The sequence below is a fragment of the Chlamydia trachomatis A/HAR-13 genome (assembly GCF_000012125.1).
Lineage (GTDB): Bacteria > Chlamydiota > Chlamydiia > Chlamydiales > Chlamydiaceae > Chlamydia > Chlamydia trachomatis.
The window spans coordinates 441,398-462,106 of record NC_007429.1 but is presented as its reverse complement, the minus strand read 5'-3'; the positions used below and the strand labels follow the sequence as shown (position 1 = coordinate 462,106).

Sequence of the window (20,709 nt, the reverse complement as noted above, 5' to 3'; positions counted from 1 at the left end):
GTGCTTAACCGCCTTCAGGTGAGTGTACAGATTTTCATGTTATTAAACCCTCAAAAGGCATTTTTTATCTGTAAAAGCCAGTTGATAATCTTCTTCTCATATTGAGTTAACAGAATACTAAAGCCTTCGAGTTCAGAAATAAGGAGATTCATGTTCGAGTTTCGATTTCCAAAAATAGGGGAGACCGCATCTGGAGGTATTGTTGTCCGATGGTTGAAACAGGTCGGAGATCCTGTTCAAAAAGATGAGCCATTGATTGAGGTCTCAACAGATAAGATAGCTACAGAGTTAGCTCCTTCTCAAGCTGGCATTTTGGAGGAGTGCCTGGTTCAGGAAGGGGAAGAGGTTTTCCCTGGAGATATTCTAGCGCGTTTGCTAGAAACTGCTGCAGCGAATACTCCTGTAAAAAGCCCTGTGGAGAATCCTGTTAGAGAAGAGAATCATTCTGTAGATAGAGAGCAGAAATGGTTCTCGCCCGCAGTATTAGGATTTGCCCAAAGAGAAGGGTTAGATCTTCAAGAATTACAAAAGATCTCGGGGACAGGAGAGGGGGGACGGATTACTCGTAAGGATGTAGAACACTATCTTTCCGACAAGAGAGAACCTAGGGATCCGATCTGTTCTAAAGAGGAAAATAGAATTCCTTTGTCACCTTTACGTCGGGCTATCGCTTCTTCTTTACGACAGTCTTCAGAAGAGGTGCCGCATGCTTCTCTGGTTGTTGATGTAGATGTTACAGATTTAATGAATCTCATCTCTGCGGAGCGAGAGAGATTTACTGCTGCTCATGGAGTGAAACTCACGATCACCAGCTTCATTATACAGTGCTTAGCTAAGTCTTTAGAGCAGTTCCCACTGCTTAATGGTTCTTTAGACGGGGATACGATTGTCCTCAAGAAGGCTATAAATGTAGGAGTTGCTGTAAATTTGAATAAAGAAGGAGTAGTTGTTCCTGTTATTCATAATTGTCAGGATAGGGGTCTTGTAAGTATTGCTAAGGTTCTTGCGGATCTTTCTTCAAGGGCGCGATCTAATAAATTAGATTCCTCAGAAACGAAAGGGGGAAGCGTCACTGTAACCAACTTTGGTATGACTGGAGCTCTTATTGGCATGCCGATAATTCGTTATCCGGAAGTAGCGATTTTGGGGATCGGAACAATTCAAAAACGAGTGGTTGTACGTGATGATGACTCGTTAGCCATTAGGAAAATGATGTGTGTCACTTTAACTTTCGACCATCGAGTATTGGATGGAATTTACGGTGGAGAGTTTTTAACAGCTTTGAAAAATCGCTTAGAGTCTGTTACGATGAGCTAGAAGATATTTTTTTAATATAGCGGTGAAAGTAATGTACGTACCAGGCATTGCAGAGAACCTTTGTTTAGATATTTTTCATAAGCAAAAACAGGTTATTTCTCAGTATTTCGCTAGCTTTCATTATGATTGCGTTCATCAGCTCACAGAAAAACTTCTTTGTCATCAGGGATCATTATTTTTTTCTGGGATAGGAAAGAGTGGTTGCATCGCCCGTAAGTTAGTGGCGACGATGCAATCTTTTGGGGAGAAAGCCTTTTTCCTTTCAGGAGATCTTCTCCATGGAGATTTGGGGGTTGTTTCTCCAGGAGATATCGTTTGTCTATTTTCAAATAGTGGTGAAACTCGAGAGATTTTGGAATGGATTCCGCATTTGAAGAATAGACCCGTTTTTCTTGTTGGTATCACTGCTGCACCGTGCTCGAGTTTAGCCGCTTTTTCTGATTTTGTTATTGTACTGCCAAAGTTAGAAGAGTTAGATCCTTTTAATCTTATGCCTACAACCTCAACCACATGCCAATTACTTTTTTCTGATCTTCTAGCAATGACACTGTTACGTTGTCGGAAAATTTCCTTGTCGGATTATGGGAGCAACCATCCCAGTGGACAGATAGGCTTGAAAGCGAATGGGAAAGTCAAAGATTATTTGTACCCAAGAACTGAAGTGCCTTTCTGCTCTCCATTAACTACTGTTGCAGAGTCTCTTCCTACACTTTCTTCGTATGGATATGGGTGTGTCTGTGTAGTAAATGAGCTTTTCGAGTTATTAGGGATATTCACAGATGGAGATTTACGTAGAGGATTGTCTGAATACGGAGGAGATATTTTAGCTTACCCGTTACAACAGATCATGACACGTAACCCTAAAGTTATTTCTGAGGATTCGGATGTACTATTGAGCTTAGAAATGATGGAATCTGGAAATCCTGTGACCGTGCTTCCTGTAGTTGATGCTCAACAACAACGTTTCATTGTTGGGCTACTACACATGCATGCGTTAGCACGTGCAGGATTATTATAATAAAAAAAGCTCGGAAGAGCGAGTAAGCCGGATTCTGTCGACAAGCACGAACGGAAGTTCTTGCTTGCGGGCAACCATTCATCTAGGGAGCACATTACTGTACTCCTCAAGCGATTATGAAAAAGCCTGTGCCTTTCGTTAGAAAGGTTGTTTGCAGAAACAAATAACTTTTTCTCTTGCTTCAGATGGGGTTTACAAGTCTGCTAGGTCTCCCTAGCAGCTCTTACTCCTAAAGTAAGATTTTTCAGCCTGTCTATAAATTATACAATTTATAGCGGAGTGTTTTCTGTTGCACTTTCCGTAGCCTTACGGCCCCTGGAATTTCTCCAGCATCTTTTCTTATAAAGTCCGGACTTTCCTCTGGTACTCATCTTTTTTAAAAAGCTGGTTTCAGCGGTTGCCTTACTCTTCCGATTAGTTCGTTATACTGCAGTACGACGACGACGACGTTTTGTAGTTGCGCCTTCTGCTGATGGAGATTGCAACTCTTGCCAGTAAAGAATTCTTGAGCAGTGTTCACAAAATACAAGATGATCTTGTTTACGTACCAAATTCTCATGTTGCGGGGTAAGAGCTATATGACAGCCACTGCAAACACGATTTTCGATAGGGACAACAACTCGGTCTTTCTTGTTGTTGAGCAAGCGCTCGTAGATGCTAAATAATTCTGGATCTGTCGTTTCTTTCAGCTGTGTTCTCTGACTTAGTAAAGAACGACCTTCTTCATTAATTTTTCGAATATTCTCTCGAATTTCTTCTTCGATAGCACTGCTACTATTTTCCGTAGAAGAGAGACTTTCTTTCAGAGAGATAAGAAGATCTTCGCTACCAGCTTGCTTATCCATAAGATCGCTAAGTTGGTGCTCCAAAGTGCGACGCTCTTTATTAGCTGCGGTCATCTCTTGGGTTAGAGCATTAAACTCATCCATTTTTTTTACAGCAGCTTGCTGATTTTCTAATTTATTGATCTGATCAGAAATTTCTTGAATACGTTTTTCTCCGCCTTTGATCTGATCTTTCAGCTTCTCCATTTCTTGTTCTTTTTCTTCCACCTTGCGACGGATATCCGTTTTTAAAGCTTGAATTTTAGCGAGCTCGTTCTGATGTTCTTTTTTGACCCGCATTAAACGGATCATTTTAATATCGAGCTCTTGGATAGCCAAAATACTTTGGAGGGCGTCATGCATGGAAATCTTTCCTTACCTTGATATGAGCTTGTAGTGCCGGCCAGTCTCCTCCAACTCGGGAAAATCTGAGGAACGCCTTCAAAAACTTCCTAAAAAGGGAGTTTTGAAAAAAGACGCGGACGAGTCTGCCTAGACGAAACGGCAAGTTTACCGATTTTTCTGCAAGAAGTAAAGCACGTTTTGTTTAAGAAAATCTTTTTCAATGGGAGAAAGTCGGTCAGACAAAAAATTCATGTAAGGAATAATTTGAAGGATCTAATTTTTCCCACTGCCCTTCTTCGTTTTGGTAGCTCCTTTTTTCTTTTTAGCAGGACTCTTTTTCTTTTCTTTAGTCGTGACAGATTCTGTTTTTTTCTTTTTAGAGGTACGCTTTGCTTTAGCTTTAGTTGTGGCTTCAACCAACGTCCACTCGATAGACTGTGTGAGCAAGGTGACAGAAGCCAGTTGCACAGAAATAACAGCTCCAGGACGCAAATACTCAGGAAGTTCTTCTAATCCTATTTTTGTTTGAAGGACGTACGCTTGAGGTAGTTTAGCCGCAGGAATGAAACCTTCATGACAAAATTCTGGGAGGACAAAAGAGATCCCTTCCGGGGATGCCGTAATAATGAAAGCTTTATAAAGAGTTGCAGGCTGCTCTTCTATGAATTTTTTCAAGAAGCGAGCCTTCTTAATATTTACAAAAGCTCCCTCAGCTTTCGCTGCAATGCGTTCTTGGGATGAGCAGGCTCGAACAATTTGTTCAAGATGCTCTTCTTCTACAGAGAGAGGATGGAAAAGCAGTCGGTGAACGATCAAATCCACGTATCGGCGGATCGGGCTAGTAAAGTGTGTGTAGTAGTCTAAGCACAGACCGTAATGGCCTTTGTTTTCCGTAGAATAGGAAGCCGTCTTCATACTGCGTACAAACTGAGAATGAAGGATTGGCTCCAAAGGATGGCCTGCAGTCGTTTCCTGCAATAAATATTGGTAATCTGGTTCTTGCGCCGGGGTTTGTGTAATGGTGAAGCCCATAGCCTTTGCTGTCTCTTGAAACACAAGGAGACTTTCTTCATTAGGAGGTTCATGTGTGCGGAATGGCATGGTTATTCCCTGATGGGAAATGTGATAGGCTATCACTTCATTCGCTTTCAGCATAAACTCTTCAATGAGTTTATGAGCAGCTGTTTGTTTGTTTTCGATAAGGGCTACAGGCTCTTGTAAATTATCAAGAGACATCGTGAATGAAGGAAGAACGAGACGCGTGCATCCACGTTGTTCTCGGATGTCAGAAAAAATACGGCTCAATTCAGCCATCTTTAAAATGGTTTTAGAAATAGGGTGAGTCTGTTTTTTCTCGATAATTTCATCTACCTCATCGTATGTCATACGGTATTTACTACGAATGACGCTACGCAAAATTCGGTAGTCAGAAAGGAATCCCTCTTTAGAGAAAGTCATAAATACGGATACAGCTAAGCGATCCACATTAGGTTTTAAGCTGCACAGATTGTCAGAAAGGGCTGAAGGCAGCATAGGGATGACTTTTCCAGGGAAGTAGATCGAGTTGCACCGTTTAGCAGCTTCTCTATCCAAAGCGGAATTTGGAGTCACGTAGTGGGAGACGTCCGCAATATGAACACCTAGAATATAGTTTCCCTCATGATCATAAGTTAGTGAGACTGCATCGTCAAAGTCCTTAGCAGAGGAAGAGTCTATGGTGAAACATAACAAATCTCGGAGATCTTTCCTCGAGTGTAACGCTTGTGTTACGTGCTTTTGTAAGAACTGACTAGCTTCCTGTACCACTGCATCGGGGAACTCTTCTGTAATAGAGAATTCGGCTTTAATAACAGGAAAATCTGTCTTAGCATTAGAGATATTGCCTATAAATTCCAGCATAGCCAAGGGAGGTGGTTCTTTACTGGGATAATTCTCCTTCCACACAGGAGTTTTTAGTAACAACCGATCTCCTAGTTTGTAAGTCCTTTTAGGTAAGAGCTCGGCTTTTAAAGGATGTTCAGGGCCTATGGTATTCACACAAACCATAGCTAGAGTTGGATTGATAAGAGAGACAATAGTCCCTACTAAGACTGTTTTCCCTCGAGAAAGAACTTTATGAATGACCCCTTTTCTTTTTTCTCCTCCACGAAGAGAAAAGGGGAGAGCCACGAGAACATGATCTCCATCCAAAGCACCTTTTAAGTCGCTAGCTGAGATGAAAATATCAAAAGGATATAACTCCGGTTGATCTGGGGATACAAATCCAAAGCCCTTTCTAGAATGGACGAATAAGGTACCAGGAACCAGAACTTGCTTTCTATTTTTTAGAAATTTCTTTTTGTTTTTAGCTTTTCCCACAAGCTAAACTCCATTACTGTCGTACTGCCGGTACATTCTTACTTCTCAAACCCCCAAGGAATGTTTTTGCATCTTGAAGTCTGGGGTTAGTAGGGCAGCCGGTTTTTGATGATGCAACACCTCTTAGAAATGGTGTTTATGCCATAACAGTCAAGATACGTACTATCTAGCATACATGAACAAAGGGATTAATTACTCTTAAGAAAGAAGAGAGAAGAGGGATTTTTTAAAAAAAAGTTGCAAGAGCCCCTTTTTCAAGAGGCTCTTGCTTAAGGAAGATAAATAAAGCATCTTACTCAGGTTTATCAACAATTTCAACATCAGCATCTTCAATGTTGTCTGTAGAAGAGGCGCTTCCTCCTGCTGGAGGTCGTGTGCTGAAACTATGTTTTTTCAGATCTTCGGAGTTAATGTTTGGCCCTCCTTGAGCATTCGCTGCAGAAGATGCTGCTGCGGATGCGGATTGAGCCTGCATAGCTTCTCCGATTTTTTGCATACGAGTACTCAACTCATCAGAAGCTGCTTTGATAGCTGTTGTGGAAGCATCTTCTTTGATTGCTTGGCGTACTTTCTCAATATGCTCTTCAATTTCTTTAACAAGTTCTGCAGGAATTTTGTCGTGGTAATCTTTCACAGCTTTTTCGGCTCTAAAGATCATTCCATCGGCTTCATTTTTCACATCAGAAGCTTCTTTTCGTTGTTTGTCTTCCTCTTTATGAAGCTCTGCATCGCGGATCATTTGTTGAATTTCATCTTCTTTTAATCCAGAGCTTGCTTCAATACGGATTTTTTGTTCGCGTCCACTAGCAGCATCTTTAGCAGAAACGTGTAAAATTCCGTTGGCATCAATATCGAAGGTTACCTCAATTTGTGGATGGCCGCGAGGAGCAGGAGGAATGTCTGTTAGATCAAATCTTCCAATTTCCTTATTGTCTTTCGCCATAGGCCGTTCACCTTGAAGAACGACGATAGTCACTGCTGGCTGATTGTCAGCGGCTGTAGAGAAGATTTGCTTCTTCTGAGTAGGGATTGTAGTGTTTCTCTCTACCAAAGGAGTCATGACCCCACCTAGAGTCTCAATTCCTAAAGAGAGGGGAATCACATCCAACAACAGAACGTCTTTCACTTCTCCGCCGAGGACACCACCCTGAATAGCAGCTCCAATCGCTACAACTTCATCTGGATTGACGCCTTTATTAGGCTCTTTACCAAAGATCTCTTTTACAACTGCTTGTACCGCAGGCATTCTGGACATTCCGCCAACTAGAAGAACATCATCAATGTCAGAAGCGGACAATTTAGCATCTTTTAAAGCCTGAGCACAAGGTTGTTTGGTTCGCTCAATGAGAGAGGAAGCTAGGTGTTCGAATTGAGCGCGAGTTAGAGTTAAAGCCAAATGTTTAGGTCCATTAGCGTCGATAGTGATGAATGGCTGATTGATTTCAGTAGACGATACACCAGACAATTCTATTTTTGCTTTTTCAGCAGCATCTTTCAATCTTTGCAAAGCCATGTTATCTTTGCTTAGATCAATGCCTTCTTGTTTTTTGAATTCATCAAGCATCCAGTTGATGATGACTCCGTCGAAGTCGTCTCCTCCCAAGTGAGTATCCCCGTTGGTTGAGAGAACTTCAAAAACTCCGTCACCGATTTCCAAGATAGAAATATCGAAAGTTCCTCCTCCTAAGTCGAAGACGGCGATTTTTTTGTCTCCTTCCTTATCAATACCATAAGCAAGAGCGGCCGCTGTTGGTTCAGGAATAATGCGTTTAACATCTAATCCTGCGATACGTCCAGCATCTTTTGTAGAAGCTCTTTGAGAATCGTTAAAGTAAGCTGGTACGGTGATGACTGCTTCCGTTACTGTTTCTCCGAGATAAGCCTCAGCAGTTTCCTTCATCTTCATGAGGATCTGAGCGCCGATTTCTTCTGGAGTGTACAGTTTTTGTTCCACATCAAAGACCGCATCTCCTTTCGAGTTAGGAGCAACTTTGTAGGGGACTGTTTTAATTTCAGATTCGACTTCAGAGAATTTTCTACCGATGAATCGCTTAGTAGAAGCCAATGTTTTTTCAGGATTGGTTACTGCCTGACGTTTTGCAGGAATTCCAACAAGAGTTTCGCCACCTTTAAAAGCAACGATAGAAGGAGTAGTACGAGTTCCTTCAGAAGAGGCAATAACTTTAGGTTGGCCACCTTCCATAACAGAGACGCAAGAGTTGGTCGTCCCTAGGTCGATACCAATAATTTTGTTAGACTTTCTTTTTTCGCTCATATTGAACACCTAATTTCTAGGATAATTATTCTTTTTCTTCGTTACTGTCTGAGTTTCCTTTAGCAGGAAGTTTTGCTACTTTCACTTTGGCTACGCGAATAGGACGATCTCCTATCTTATAACCTTTAGTAAATTCCTCCAAGATAGTCTCTTCTGGAATTGTTGTGGTTTCTTCGATTTCTACAGCTTCATGCAGGTACGGATTAAATAGTTCTCCTTTCGAGGAATATTCAACCACACCTTTCTCTTCGAAGATTTGCTTAAATTGTTGAAGGATCATTTGGAATCCTATAGCCCAATTTTTTACTTCTTCAGAGGCTTGAGAAGCGAATCCCAAAGCCTTTTCCATACTTTCGATAGGAGGAAGGAAATCCATAAGAGTATTTTCTACAGCATACTGCATCATTTCTGTGCGTTCTTTCTGTAGTCGTTTTCTTGAGTTTTCTGCTTCAGCGAGAGCCATCAGATATCGATCATTCTGTTCTTGCAGCTCAGCCTTTAAATTGGCGTTTTCTTGCTGGAGCACTTGGAGTTCATTGTCAGGTGAAGGCTCGCTAGTCTGAATTTCTTCCGACGAGGTATTTGGGGTTTCTGTCATGATAGCTCCTTAGCAGGTAATAATTTTATAGAAGAGCTCCGAGTCAACTCTGCTGGTCTTTGTGAGCATCTAGGGTCAGTCGGGCAAGGTCTTCTGAATGACAATTTAAACTTGTAAAAACTTTGAGTTAGAATGACTTTTAGTCGTTCTGTGAATAAGGACAGTGTGCCGAATACCTGTTGATAAGGCAGGTTCATGGGACCTAGTACACCGAAAGCACCTAAAGGAGTATGGTCCATGTAATAAGGAATAGTAATTACTGCACACGAAGGATCGGTATTCCCAACGATATCAGCAAGCTCTCGACCAATAAATGCGGTAGGAGTTTCCTTATGCAGGTAAGTATTTAAAAGTTGACACATGTGTTTACGGTTTTCAAAGAAAGCGAGACCTTGAGCGAGCGTTTCAGGCTCTTTGAAAGTTCCGTATTTGAGTAATCTGGATAGGCCTGTTTGGTACAGATCTTCCTCGCTAAAATGGCAGTAACGAGTAAGGTAACGGACCACAACTTCATTATACAAGACCATCCCTAAATCTTCTTCTTTTTGAGAAAGAAGACCATCGGAAGGTTGTTTGCGTAAGTAATTTTGTAGAAAACCCTCAATTCTTTTTAAAGAGTTCTCAGGTAGTTGTTCAGGTAGCCAAAGGACATCTGTAAAAACTTGCCCAAACTCAGTTGAGAGTACAAAGACTACGCGTTGATCATCTATAGCTACGAGTTGAATATTAATAACGGAATCGCTTTCAAAACGAGGTGAAGAGAAGCAGACAGGGAGTTGCAGAATATCGGAGAGCACCTCTGAGGCTTTTTGCAGATCCTTTACGATATTTTTGCTGTATTCCGGAAGCTCTGTCAGTTTTTGTTGGATTGCTAAGATTTCTTCTTGCTCAAGAAAAGGCACGTTATGATCCACATAATAACGAAAAGCTAGATCTGTGGGGATCCTCCCTCCGGAGATATGATTCTTTCGTAAAAATCCATCCGTTTCAAGCTGAGCAAAGTAATTTCGTATCGTTGCCGAACTCAGATCGGAACAATAAGTTTCCTTAAGAAGTTTCGAGCCTACTGGTTGGCTACTCTCTAGGTAGAGCTTAGTGGCCATAAGTAGAACATACGAAATCTTTGAATCTTTTTTCGATGCTCGCAGTTGGGACATTTCTATTCTATTTTCCATAAGTCGGTGTCATTATAAGAAAACCGTCTCCACTGGTCAAGAATTTTAGCGCTCGCAACTAAAGAGTGCTAGTTTTGTTCTTGGAGTGGGGGGATCTTTCTTGTATGACAAGGAAGATTTTTAGAGCACCAATCCAATAGGTTTTCAGGAGAAACATTACATTTTTCTCCTGAGCGTGATTCGATTTCTAATAAGCCTGTACTTTGGAAAGACTTCCCAATGATCAATTTGTACGGGATACCTAGTAAATCGCTGTCTTTTAACTTAAACCCAAGGCGTTCATTGCGATCATCTAGTAGAGGCTCAAAGCCTTCAGTATTCAGGCTTTGATAAAGTTGTAAGGCGGTGGCTTCTCCTTCCGTATCACCACCGTTATAGAGAATGGTGATGGAGAAAGGAGTTACAGCTAAAGGCCAAACCAGTCCTTTGTTATCAGCGAGCTGTTCTATGCATGCAGCAAGGGTTCTCCCTACTCCAATACCATATGTCCCCATCCAGCAAAGCTGCTTATCTCCATTTTTATCCTGGAACCCTACGGAGAAGCTCTCCGTATAGCGGGTCCCCAGATTGAAGATATGAGCAACTTCGACGCCTTGGAAAATTTCATAGGGAGCTCCTCCATTTTGAGGACAAAGGTCTCCAGCTTCTGCTAAAAGAAAGTCTCCGAAAGCTGGAAGAGGGATATCGCGTCCCCAGTTCATATGCTTGCAGTGCACGTCTTTTTGGTTGTTTGCGCAGATGAAGTTAGTCATTGGGCGCGTTGTTTCGTCTGCATAACAGGGGATAGGACAGTATAAAGGTCCGATAAATCCTTTTTCAACATGAAGATGCTTAAGGATCTCTTCCTCAGAAGCCAGCTCGCAGTCATCAACTTGTAGGAAAGATGCAACTTTGGTTAAGTTGATCTGACGATCCCCTCGGATACAAATCGCAAAGAATTTCTCCGAGTCTTTTTGGCGAGTTTTAACAACTAAAGTTTTCAGTATTTTATGTTTAGGGGTGTTAAAAAAGACTTCTAAGTCTTCAATTGTTCGAATGTTAGGAGTCGCAACTTCTTCTACAGGTAGAAGGTTTGAATCGTAAACATAGGATGGAGGGATTGCTTGTGCTGCTTCTACATTCGCTCCGTAAGACCCACTCACACAGATCGTGTCTTCTCCTAAAGAGCAGAGAACATGGAATTCCTCAGATTTCCCCTTACCAATTTTCCCTCCATCTGCAGCAACAATTACATATTTGAGATTTAATCGATCAAAGATGCGCTGGTAAGCTAGACGTAGCTTTGCATACTGTTCTTCCATTTGTTCTGGAGAGTCAGAAAAAGTATAGCTATCTTCCATTAAGAACTCTTTGGCACGCATAAGCCCAAAGCGAGGTCGGATTTCATCTCGGAATTTGGTTCCGATTTGGTATAGGTGGATAGGGAGCTGTTCTCGTCCTGTTAGCCACTGAGCCACGAATTCAGAGACAACCTCTTCGTGGGTAGGGGCTAAACACATTGCCTTATTTTCTCTATCCTTAAGCACATAGAGTAATTTTTCCGATAAAAAGGCCTTCCAACGACCGGTTTTTTCCCATAGTTCTGCTGGTTGCAGGAGAGGGAGACAGACCTCTTGTCCTCCAATAGCATTGAGTTCTTCACGAATGATTTCGGTCATTTTTAGGATAACTCGTTGGAAGAGAGGTGTGTATGAGTAAATCCCTTTAGATGTTTTGAAAAGATACCCTGCTTTCTGAAGAAGCTCGTAGGAAAGAACAGAGGCTTCTTTATTTGCATTTTTGGAAGTTCTGTAAAACAGGAGGGACGTTCTCATAGGGAAGGAAGTGCTTTATATTGTTTCGTGTGGAAGAGCATCTTAGCATAGGAGTGTTTCTAGATCAATCTCTGTGATTTTTTTGTTCTTATTGGATTTTAACTAGTTCAGATTCTTTATTTCTTAATAACTTGATGTTTCTTTTGTTTGTTTCTTAAAATTAATTTAAGCGTTTTTGCAAATTTTGTTTTTAAATCTCTATGTCTTCTATACAAGGAACATCGGGTTCTTCTTCTGAGAGGCTTCCCAATTCTAGGGAAGACGAGGGGATGAATCCCGAAGGGGTCACACCCTCTGGTCAGACTATTTCTTTCTCTGCTGTAGGGAAGAGTACCTCTGCAGAAGATATTCAGCAGCTTGCACTTCCGATTATTCAGTCGGATGCAATGGCATCTTCTCCAAGTGTGGGAGGAGCAGTTGGCGAGGTTGAAGTCGCTGAGATCATCGCGGATGTAATGGAGAAGAACGACGCGAACGTGCAGAAACTGGATGAAGACATGGAAGCTCTACTGCAAGCGATTTCTTCTAGTGAAGAGCAGCTAGAGTCTCCTGGGGTAAGAAATAAGAGCGCTCTGAAAGGAACAAATCGTTCTAATTCTCATCGAGAAGAGATAGCTAGAAACCAGAGACTCCGCTCCCTTTCTGTTCGTCATGGGCTTGCGCATAACCGACATTCATTAAGAAGATTAGCTAGAGGAATACGTCATCACGCAGGACTAGTAACCGCGTCTTTTGCAACACTACATAAAACGCTTCGTGCAGTTCCTCAAGAAGATCTCAAGTCCATTTTAGGTAAGGATAGCGATACGGTTCTAGCTCGCATACATAAGTTAGGATTAGAGGTCAATGAGAAAGGGGAGTGGAGACTTCGAGCCAACGGAGAGGTCGGCTCTATTAATCAATCTATCTGCAACTTAGCTCGTTCTGCGGAACGTTTACATGATGACGGACCTTTGAGCATTAATGACCAAGCTTCTGAAGAGGAGGTAACGGCATGCTGTTCTGCAGGAAGAAGAGCCTGTCAGTTTTTGCAAGAGCATTTAATGGGTGCTTTGCGAGCCATTTACTACCAGATCTTGCGTTTCTTTCATTGGATATCGAGGAGGGTAGAGGTTGAGCCTGAAGACACAGACTATTACATGCGTCCAGGCATATTCATTAACCCTTACGCGTCGTATTTAAGTTCTAGTCCTTCTGTGGAAGACCCTCGTTCTCTACGGGACCGCTTGCGGGATGGGGGAGCTCTGTCCGGAGAGGATACTCTATTCTCTATGCCTCAAGATGAGAGTTTAGATTCGGAATCCGTTTCCGATGATGATAGAGGATTTCAATAGTAGGATTAAGGGATTTGTAAAGTCACTAATCCAGTATTATCTGCAGAGTGGAAAGAGATAAATTGGTGAGCCGGAGCCATATTAAATGGAAGTCCTAAGAACCGGATAATTTCCTCATTGAAAGTAATTTTGGAAAGGATCGGCTCTGCGCTAATCTGGTTCAAATGCTCTTCATTGTTTTTCTTGCTGAGCAAATAACGAACGATACAGGCTATTTGTTTGCCTGATAGTTTATAATCAACGCTACATGCTGCACAAGCACCTTCCATAACAAGGGAAGAGTCATCTGTGATCAGAGGAATATTTTCTTTTAAGATGCTTTTAATGAGCGTCGTTCCCATTTTTTCTGATAAGGAAGAAAGAGGAAAAAAGACTGCGGAAGGACGATTTTCTGCAATAAACTGAATGCGAGACGACATGTTGGCTGCAGAAATAGGAAGTTCTGTCACTTTAATGCCTGACGCGCGGAGTTTATTTGTAATTTCTTCCTGTAAGGAAGAAGGGAAAGGTTCGTGGGGTTGTAGATAAACCAACGAATTCGCGTTGTTGGTTACCGCATGAATCGCGAAACAACATTGGTTTGTGTCTACGCTATCATTAACCCCGTATATATTAACCTGCTCTTTTGGGAATCGGAGAGCTTCTCCTGCAGGGACAACAGCATAAATGATCGGTTTTTGTGTTTCGATTTGACTCATTACTTTAGTTGCAATGGGGCCTAAAGTAATGATCATGACAACATTAGGGTCTTTATGAAGGGTGCGAGCGATTTTTCTTGCTTTGACTACATTATCCTCAGCATTAAATAGAGAGATAGTGGGCATGTTCCCAAAGCTGGTCAGTTCTTTTTGACAACTCTCTATGCATTCACTAAGAGAATTATGGGAAAAGGAAGAGAAGATAGCAATGCTAGGCGTTATTGGTTCTGAACGAAAGGAAACAACAATGACGGAAATAAAAGAACAAACTAGGGAACTACAAAAAAGATAGCCACAAAATTTTCGCAAAAGCATACAAACCTTATGATTGCAGAGCAGGAGCCATTTGTAAACGTTCGCAGGCTGCTAATATGTCTTCACGTTTCCCTAAGGAAGAGAAGCGTACAAATCCCGAACCACTACGGCCAAATCCAATTCCGGGCGTAATTGCGATATGGTACTCTCGTAAGAAAAAGTCAAAAAGATCTCTATCAGAGATGTTCGCTTGAGTGGGTTTGACCCATAGATAAGGGGCGTGTTCCCCACCGAATACTTCAAATCCAGTTGCCAATAGCGCTTTTCTGAGTAGGTCGCTATTTTCTCGATAATAGTGGATCGCTTCAAGTTGAGGGAGAATGGACAATCCTGCAACGCCAGCTTCTTGAGCGGGGATAGAAGCCCCATTAAAAGTGGTTGAAAGGAAGCGTTCCCAGTCTTGAATCACAAAATGGCCGTCTGCATAAGTCAATTCTTGAGGGATGACGGTCCAACCTAAACGAATGCCTGCAAATCCTAGAGGTTTGGAGAACGAATTGATTTCTATTGCACAAAACCGTGCATCAGGAATTTCAAATATACTTTTAGGGAGAGAAGGATCGGAAATGAAGGTGCTATAAGCTGCATCAAATAAAATGAGAATCTCGTGTTCTATTGCATAATGAACGATCGCACGTAGTTGGTCTTTATTTAAAACAGTCCCTGTTGGGTTATTAGGAGAACATAGACATAAAATATCGATGTGAGTGTCCTCTGGAAATTCTGGGAAGAATGCATTTTCTTGCAAGCAAGGGAGAGCGATAATTTCCTTTGCCCCTGTTAAGCGAGCGATATCGAGATATGCAGGATAAGAAGGATCCTGAATAGCCACTGTTTGATTGGGACCAAAAAAGGATAGTAAACGGAAGAGATCTACTTTTGCTCCATCCGAAATGAAAATTTCTTTTGCATCAACAAAGCCGCGATAGAAATCTTCCGATAATTTTTGTCTTAATGCAGGTAGTCCAAAGTCTGGTCCATATCCGCGACAGGTTGTAGGAGAGCTCAAACGGGCAATAGAGCTGGCAAAAGCCTCAGCGACACTAGCATTTAGTGGTTGGGTGGTATCTCCAATAGATAAATTAATAACTGTATGTTGGGGATTTTCTAAACGAAATTGGGCAACTCTCTTCTGTAAATCTGCGAATAAATAATTTTTTGTTAATGATACGAAGTGAGGGTTTCTTTTCATAAACCACCTAAAGTCCATGAAACACGGGAGAGTCAAAATGGTGGACGGTAATATAAAGATGAGACTCTCATCTGTCCAGCGTAATTTTTAGAGAGCACTGAGAAAAGCTAGAAGCCATAACTTAATCGAAAGCCATAATAATCGCATTCTTCTCGGACAAATTGTCCTTCGTGGGAGAAACCTTGGTGGTATTCCAATACAGCGCGCACTTTTCTCCCTACATCCTGGAATTTGGACCACTCCATGCCTACTATATAAGTTTGGTCTATAGAAAAGTCATGCTCTTCCCAAAAGCGAAAATGCATAGCAAAGACGGGTTGGGCATGAAGGTTGTCTTCCCGTAATCCGAAAGGACGTAGTTCGATACCTCCTTCAAAGTAAAGAGGATCTTCAGGGAATGTTAAATCTCGACTAATGATATACCCAATACCTCCATAAACACGGATCTGTGGAGTGTAACGAAAAGAAGCAAAGAAATCGACGGCTTCATCGCTTCGATTATAACGTTTTTTAGGAGGTAACTGGTTGGCAAGAATAAATTCGTCGCCAAGATGAGAAGAAAGATGCCATAGTCTGAAGCGGTAGCTCCATTTGTTCACTGCAAAGTTGCACAAAGCGGCGACAAAAAAGTCAGAGTTGACCATGCAAGCTTCTGGATGATCCAGGTCGAAAACAGAGAATACAGCTCCTTGGAGACCAATATCCATGTCTCCATGGAATCGGGAGATATCAAATAATCGTAAGAAGATGAAATCTCCACCGAAGGTAGCAGAGCCAACACGTTTTCCTAAGACTTCGTCGTTAAAACGGATACCTGCACTATTAGTTGCTTGTCTAGGATCTGCTACAAGAGGCGAGAATAGGATGGTATTCTGTGGTAACCAAATAGCTTCTTTTCCACAGACCTTTGTACAGAAAGAACGTTGTTCTGGAAGAGAAGTCTTTCCATGAGGGCCTTGATGATGACAGGTTTGATAGGATGCTTGGCAGATTTCTACGGAGTGAATGAATGGAAGGTCTTTAATTAGGTTGATAATGGCGTTGCGCGTAACATCATCTGTAGGAAGAGAAAATAAGTAAGCAGTTTGGTTTTCAACGATGACCTGGCAGCAGCTATCTAAGAAATGCATATCAATGAGAGCCTGTACATAACCAGAGTGATAACAAGCATCATCAGCATGAATGATGTTTTCTGGGAGTTGATCCGTGTGGGTGACTTCTTTCCAATTATTCTGGCAGTCGGGACAAGAATTCGGTTCTTTAGCAAACGCTGCCTGTAACAAAGTAAAATAGATTGCGCAAAAGAAATAACCGAAACGTAGAGGTTTCATCATGTTAGTGTGGGTTATGAGACAGCCGCGTTATAACTCGGAAGCAGAGAAAAAACAAGATTTTTAGGAGAAGAGCGCTCGAGTGTCGGCTTCTTTCGGATTTGACTAAGAATTTTAGGAGGCAATGAAATCCAGAATGAGTATGCTTGTTGGTTAGTTAATTGTGTGAGGAAACGTAAAAACGGTGCGTTTTCTTTTAAAACTCCTGAGTAAGGAGAAGGAGAATATTTTGTTAGAAGGCTTTTGGGTTTTAGAGGTTAGGGTCACTACAAAGGCGCGAGAGAATAGAGTCGTATGTTTGGAAGATGGTATATTAAGAGTTCGGGTAACTGAAGTTCCAGAAAAAGGTAAAGCCAATGATGCTGTTGTGGCATTACTTGCAAATTTTTTATCTATTCCTAAAAGCGATGTTACTTTAATAGCGGGAGAGGCCTCTCGTAGGAAAAAGGTTTTATTGCCTAGATCTATAAAGGCCTTCTTACTTGAGCAATTTCCCTCAGAATCTTCCTCCACTACAGGAAAAAAATCCTAAGGGAATTGTTGTTTTAGACGATCACTAATCCATCTGGAGCTGGAGGATAGTCGTATCCTATAGGGAGTTCTCCAGCTAGGAATTGTTCGAATACGGCAATTCCAGCTTCCGGAGAAGTGATACAATATAGGCAGTTGCTGATCCATTCGGATCCACGGATGGTTCCTGCTTTGAGGTTGATCTCGTAGGCGTGGGCCACTTTTTCTTTCCAGTATTCAATAGGTCCAATTAGGAAAATGGGAGTCGGTGGTTTAGCTCCTGTTTTGAGATAGACAAGTTCTAGGTAGAGTTCGAAATCGGTTCCTACACCGCCAACTACAAGGATAGGAAGGTCTGCATAAAAGTGTTCTTGCCTTTCTATAAGTTGAGGTAGGCGGTATGTCATTTTAGCATCTAAGAATTCATTGGTAGGTTGGTCGATTTGTGCTGGAGAAGCTTCTAAATCAAGAACGGTTCCACAAGATAGGATTCCTAGTTCTTTAGCTACACGATTTCCTGTGGCCATAACTCCAGTGCCGCCTCCGGTGATGACTGCAAGTGGGGTAGGCTTTGAGAATCCAGGAATGCCAAGAGTATGTGCTGCTTGCTGTAAGCCCGCTAGGAGGGTATGGAGCTGAGCAGAGAAATTATTCTCAAGGAGACGAGAGCCATAAATAGCAATAAAGTAAGCTGATCGAAACTCTTCAACACGATTTTTGATCACGAACATACCGCTATTCTTATCGCGTCGTTTTGTATATTGCAACACACGGCCGCTTTCTTCATCTGCCCAGAAAACATCAATATCTGCTTGCTGCAGATCTAATAGCAAACCTCTGTCATTATGAGAGAAATAGTTTCCATGTGTATAAGAGGGAACTTGAAAGTAGATTTGTTTGAGATAGTGGCGCACATGGTAGGAAATCAACATTCCTTTTAAGCTAGCTGAAGGGAAATAACGAGTGAGTAAGGCTCCTTCGCTATTGATCAGGCCCATTTCCATTGCTTCTAAGAAAGGATAGCAAGGTTGAGCATGAGTGTACTCGTTTTTATCTGCTTGCTCACTATATTGATAGGCAGTTGCGGATCCTGTGAGCCAAGAGTCTGTGTGTAGGGAAGAGATTTCACTGCCTTTTGATAAATAGGTGGCAGCTTTGACAGGTTCTTTGGGCGCTGTTTCGAATATTTTTTTGATTTCGCTTTCTGATTGTAAGGTGGTTTGTAATAAATCCCGATTACAGAAGTAAGAATGTTCTTTATAGGGTTCGATAGTGAAAAATTCTAAAGGAATTCTTTCTATCTGTGCAGAAGGGTTCCCAAAAAATTCAAAGATATCCCCGGATTCTCGAGTGGTTGGTTCCAAAATATTGGCAGAAGTGTGGGAGAGACCTTGAGGGAGGAGTTGATTTACCACGCGAGCAAATACAGTGCGGATGTGCAGCGGTTCTGTTTTGATCAGAAGAATATGGTTTCCGCAAGGGACATGTTGCCCTTCCACAATCTGTTGGTACAGAGCTAAAAAGTGACGAATACTGAGTTTGGGATTACTGAGTGATTTTTGAATAAGAGGAAGGAGTCCATAAATATCCGAATCATAACGAACAACTCCCGGCAGGGTAGGAAGGGAGACGACAAGGCGATCATCTACCACATCAAAAGAAATCAAGTGTTCTAATTTTTTCCCAAAACAGAGCAAAGGATGGCCAGCTTTATCTGTATTTTTCAGCATGCTTTCGAGGTAATCTGGAGATCGGACCAGTCTGCGATCGTCTGCAGCAAATAGTTTTGCTACACGATCTCCTGGTTGGAGAAGGGCTAGCATAGATTCAGCAATGGGGCCATGACCGGTAAATTGAGCATGTATATGTGCTCGATGTTGATTTTTGCTCAATTCGCAGTGAAGAAGGGAGGCATCTATTCCTAATTGAGCTAGAGAGCTCTTTAAATTAAGGTGTATGCAATGAGAGGGTAATTGGAATCCAAGGAAATAAGAGGGGATATTTTGAATCTCGATTTCTCCTTCGTATACGCCAGTACCAACTAACTGAAGGGAAGAACATAGGTAGCCGTCTGGAGAGACGGCATCATGATGAGAATGAAAGAGCGTCATTGGAATCCTCGTGTGTGAAGAACCAGCTTATAGGAAAAATTTTTAAAAAGAGAGTTTAAAGAACGCTATATGCTGCTTAATGCGAGCTTTGTAAAGGATTTATTTTTAAATGTGATGTAGGTAAAGAAGATCTAGGGCTTCGAACAGGAAAATACCTTCAGCGGAACGCTTGATATTAATCCTAAACTGCAAGTAGGATGGAGGATTTTCAGCTTTTGGATATGGTACTACCGGCCGAGGTTTGTTTGTTGTTCTATTGTCGAGGGGATTACGGAGGATAATGAGAATGCAAATTCCAAGAAGTGTTGGCACACATGATGGTTCTTTTCACGCAGATGAAGTGACGGCTTGCGCTTTATTGATCATGTTTGATCTTGTTGATGAGAACAAAATCGTTCGTACCAGAGATCCCCAAAAGTTGGCGCAATGTGAGTACGTCTGTGATGTAGGAGGCCGCTACTCTACAGAGCATAAGCGTTTCGATCACCACCAAGTTTCTTACACAGGATCTTGGAGTAGCGCAGGGATGGTTCTGGATTATTTGCATGGTCTGGGATTTCTTTCTCACGATGAGTACGAGTATCTGAATAACACGTTAGTACATGGTGTAGATGAGCAAGATAACGGACGTTTCTTTTCTAAAGAAGGCTTCTGTTCTTTCTCTGATATTATCAAAATCTACAATCCTTTGGAAGAAGGAGGAAATACAGACAAAGAATTTTTCTTTGCTTTACGGTTTGCAATCGATTTACTAACTCGTTTGCGAGAGAAGTTCTGTTATGATCGTGTGTGTCGTGATATTGTGAAACAAGTCATGGAAAAGGAAAGTGTTTGTTTGCGATTTGATCGTCCGTTAGCATGGCAGGAGAATTTTTTCTCTTTGGGAGGAGAAAGTCATCCGGCAGCTTTTGTCAGTTTCCCTTGCTCGGATCAATGGATTTTGCGAGGCATTCCACCTACTTTGGATCGCCGGATGGAAGTCCGGATTCCTTTCCCTGAGGAGTGGGCAGGATTGCTTGGAGATCAGTTGGTTCAAGCTACGGGAATTCCTGGTGCTATTTTTTGTCACAAAGGACTATTTCTTTCTGTATGGGATAGTCAAGAGAGTTGTGAAGAAGCACTGAATTTAGTGTTAAAACAGCAGAGATTAGTATGACTACCATTTTTGAACGCATTATAGAAGGAGCTGTGGAATGCGATAAGGTTTTTGAGGATGAAAACTTTATCGTGATTAAAGATAAGTTCCCTCAAGCTCCAGTACATTTGCTCATTATTCCCAAGAAGCATATTGAGAAGTTACAGGATATACAAGGCGACGATTTTCTCTTGCTTGCAGAAGCTGGGAAGATTATTCAGTTGATGGCTCGAAATTTCGGGATAGAAAATGGGTATCGCGTTGTTGTCAACAATGGCTTAGAAGGGGGGCAGAGCGTATTCCACCTACACATTCATCTTCTTGGTGGAGGCTTATTAGGCTCCATAGCATAGTATATC

The 20,709-nt window shown here is 41.8% G+C and carries 16 protein-coding genes and 1 other RNA gene; 6 read left to right on the top strand and 11 right to left on the bottom strand.

Annotated features, from left to right (window positions below; genetic code table 11):
• Positions 1-150 precede the first annotated feature (150 nt).
• Both CTA_RS02145 and CTA_RS02140 read left to right on the top strand, forming a co-directional pair.
• Positions 151-1,317, top strand: a complete 1,167-nt coding sequence (locus tag CTA_RS02145; RefSeq protein WP_011324723.1) for a dihydrolipoamide acetyltransferase family protein — start codon at positions 151-153, stop codon at positions 1,315-1,317.
• Positions 1,318-1,348: 31 nt separating this feature from the next.
• The gene (locus tag CTA_RS02140; protein ID WP_009871751.1) at positions 1,349-2,335 is read left to right on the top strand and encodes a KpsF/GutQ family sugar-phosphate isomerase; all 987 of its coding nucleotides are present in this window, start codon (positions 1,349-1,351) and stop codon (positions 2,333-2,335) included.
• 7 nt (positions 2,336-2,342) lie between these two features.
• Here the strand turns inward: CTA_RS02140 and rnpB are convergent.
• From rnpB to CTA_RS02110, 7 genes are all read right to left on the bottom strand, one after another.
• Positions 2,343-2,748: RNase P RNA component class A (gene rnpB / locus CTA_RS04835), an RNA gene on the bottom strand.
• A 9-nt stretch (positions 2,749-2,757) separates the two neighbouring features.
• Positions 2,758-3,522 carry a zinc ribbon domain regulatory protein CdsZ gene (gene cdsZ, locus CTA_RS02135; protein ID WP_009871750.1) on the bottom strand — a complete coding sequence of 255 codons (765 nt, stop codon included), beginning with the start codon at positions 3,520-3,522 and terminating at the stop codon, positions 2,758-2,760.
• A gap of 255 nt (positions 3,523-3,777) precedes the next feature.
• The gene (locus CTA_RS02130) at positions 3,778-5,862 is read right to left on the bottom strand and encodes a ribonuclease R family protein (protein WP_011324722.1); all 2,085 of its coding nucleotides are present in this window, start codon (positions 5,860-5,862) and stop codon (positions 3,778-3,780) included.
• A 292-nt stretch (positions 5,863-6,154) separates the two neighbouring features.
• Complete coding sequence (gene dnaK / locus CTA_RS02125; RefSeq protein WP_009872626.1) at positions 6,155-8,137, bottom strand: molecular chaperone DnaK; 1,983 nt, start codon at positions 8,135-8,137, stop codon at positions 6,155-6,157.
• Between the two features lie 25 nt (positions 8,138-8,162).
• Positions 8,163-8,735: a nucleotide exchange factor GrpE gene (locus CTA_RS02120; protein WP_011324721.1), complete on the bottom strand. Its 573-nt coding sequence runs from the start codon at positions 8,733-8,735 to the stop codon at positions 8,163-8,165.
• On the bottom strand, positions 8,732-9,910 hold the full coding sequence (gene hrcA, locus CTA_RS02115) for a heat-inducible transcriptional repressor HrcA (protein ID WP_011324720.1): 1,179 nt from the start codon (positions 9,908-9,910) through the stop codon (positions 8,732-8,734). The genes CTA_RS02120 and hrcA overlap by 4 nt, the downstream gene beginning before the upstream one ends.
• A 68-nt stretch (positions 9,911-9,978) precedes the next feature.
• Positions 9,979-11,724 carry a proline--tRNA ligase gene (locus CTA_RS02110; RefSeq protein WP_011324719.1) on the bottom strand — a complete coding sequence of 582 codons (1,746 nt, stop codon included), beginning with the start codon at positions 11,722-11,724 and terminating at the stop codon, positions 9,979-9,981.
• 200 nt (positions 11,725-11,924) lie between these two features.
• On the opposite strand from CTA_RS02110, the gene CTA_RS02105 reads away from it, so the two are divergent.
• Complete coding sequence (locus CTA_RS02105; protein ID WP_011324718.1) at positions 11,925-13,058, top strand: CT392 family protein; 1,134 nt, start codon at positions 11,925-11,927, stop codon at positions 13,056-13,058.
• A 5-nt stretch (positions 13,059-13,063) separates the two neighbouring features.
• On the opposite strand, the gene CTA_RS02100 is transcribed toward CTA_RS02105, so the two are convergent.
• The 3 genes from CTA_RS02100 to CTA_RS02090 all read right to left on the bottom strand — a co-directional run bounded on the left by CTA_RS02100 (position 13,064) and on the right by CTA_RS02090 (position 16,597).
• Complete coding sequence (locus CTA_RS02100; RefSeq protein WP_009873778.1) at positions 13,064-14,071, bottom strand: ABC transporter substrate-binding protein; 1,008 nt, start codon at positions 14,069-14,071, stop codon at positions 13,064-13,066.
• A 7-nt stretch (positions 14,072-14,078) separates the two neighbouring features.
• Positions 14,079-15,263: an LL-diaminopimelate aminotransferase gene (locus CTA_RS02095; RefSeq protein ID WP_009871742.1), complete on the bottom strand. Its 1,185-nt coding sequence runs from the start codon at positions 15,261-15,263 to the stop codon at positions 14,079-14,081.
• 107 nt (positions 15,264-15,370) lie between these two features.
• A complete protein-coding gene (locus CTA_RS02090) occupies positions 15,371-16,597 on the bottom strand; it encodes a DUF1207 domain-containing protein (protein ID WP_009871741.1) in 1,227 nt (408 codons plus the stop codon).
• Positions 16,598-16,778: 181 nt separating this feature from the next.
• Here CTA_RS02090 and CTA_RS02085 point away from each other — a divergent pair, with 181 nt between their 5' ends.
• Positions 16,779-17,126, top strand: coding sequence for a DUF167 domain-containing protein (locus CTA_RS02085; protein WP_009871740.1), 348 nt, complete (start codon positions 16,779-16,781; stop codon positions 17,124-17,126).
• A gap of 13 nt (positions 17,127-17,139) precedes the next feature.
• Here CTA_RS02085 and CTA_RS02080 read toward each other — a convergent pair whose 3' ends face one another.
• The gene (locus CTA_RS02080) at positions 17,140-19,215 is read right to left on the bottom strand and encodes an LOG family protein (protein ID WP_011324717.1); all 2,076 of its coding nucleotides are present in this window, start codon (positions 19,213-19,215) and stop codon (positions 17,140-17,142) included.
• A 286-nt stretch (positions 19,216-19,501) separates the two neighbouring features.
• On the opposite strand from CTA_RS02080, the gene CTA_RS02075 reads away from it, so the two are divergent.
• Together CTA_RS02075 and CTA_RS02070 are read left to right on the top strand one after the other, a co-directional pair.
• Positions 19,502-20,371 carry an MYG1 family protein gene (locus CTA_RS02075; RefSeq protein WP_009871738.1) on the top strand — a complete coding sequence of 290 codons (870 nt, stop codon included), beginning with the start codon at positions 19,502-19,504 and terminating at the stop codon, positions 20,369-20,371.
• Complete coding sequence (locus tag CTA_RS02070; protein ID WP_009871737.1) at positions 20,368-20,703, top strand: HIT domain-containing protein; 336 nt, start codon at positions 20,368-20,370, stop codon at positions 20,701-20,703. Before CTA_RS02075 ends, CTA_RS02070 begins: the two co-directional genes overlap by 4 nt.
• The last annotated feature ends 6 nt before the right edge of the window (positions 20,704-20,709 follow it).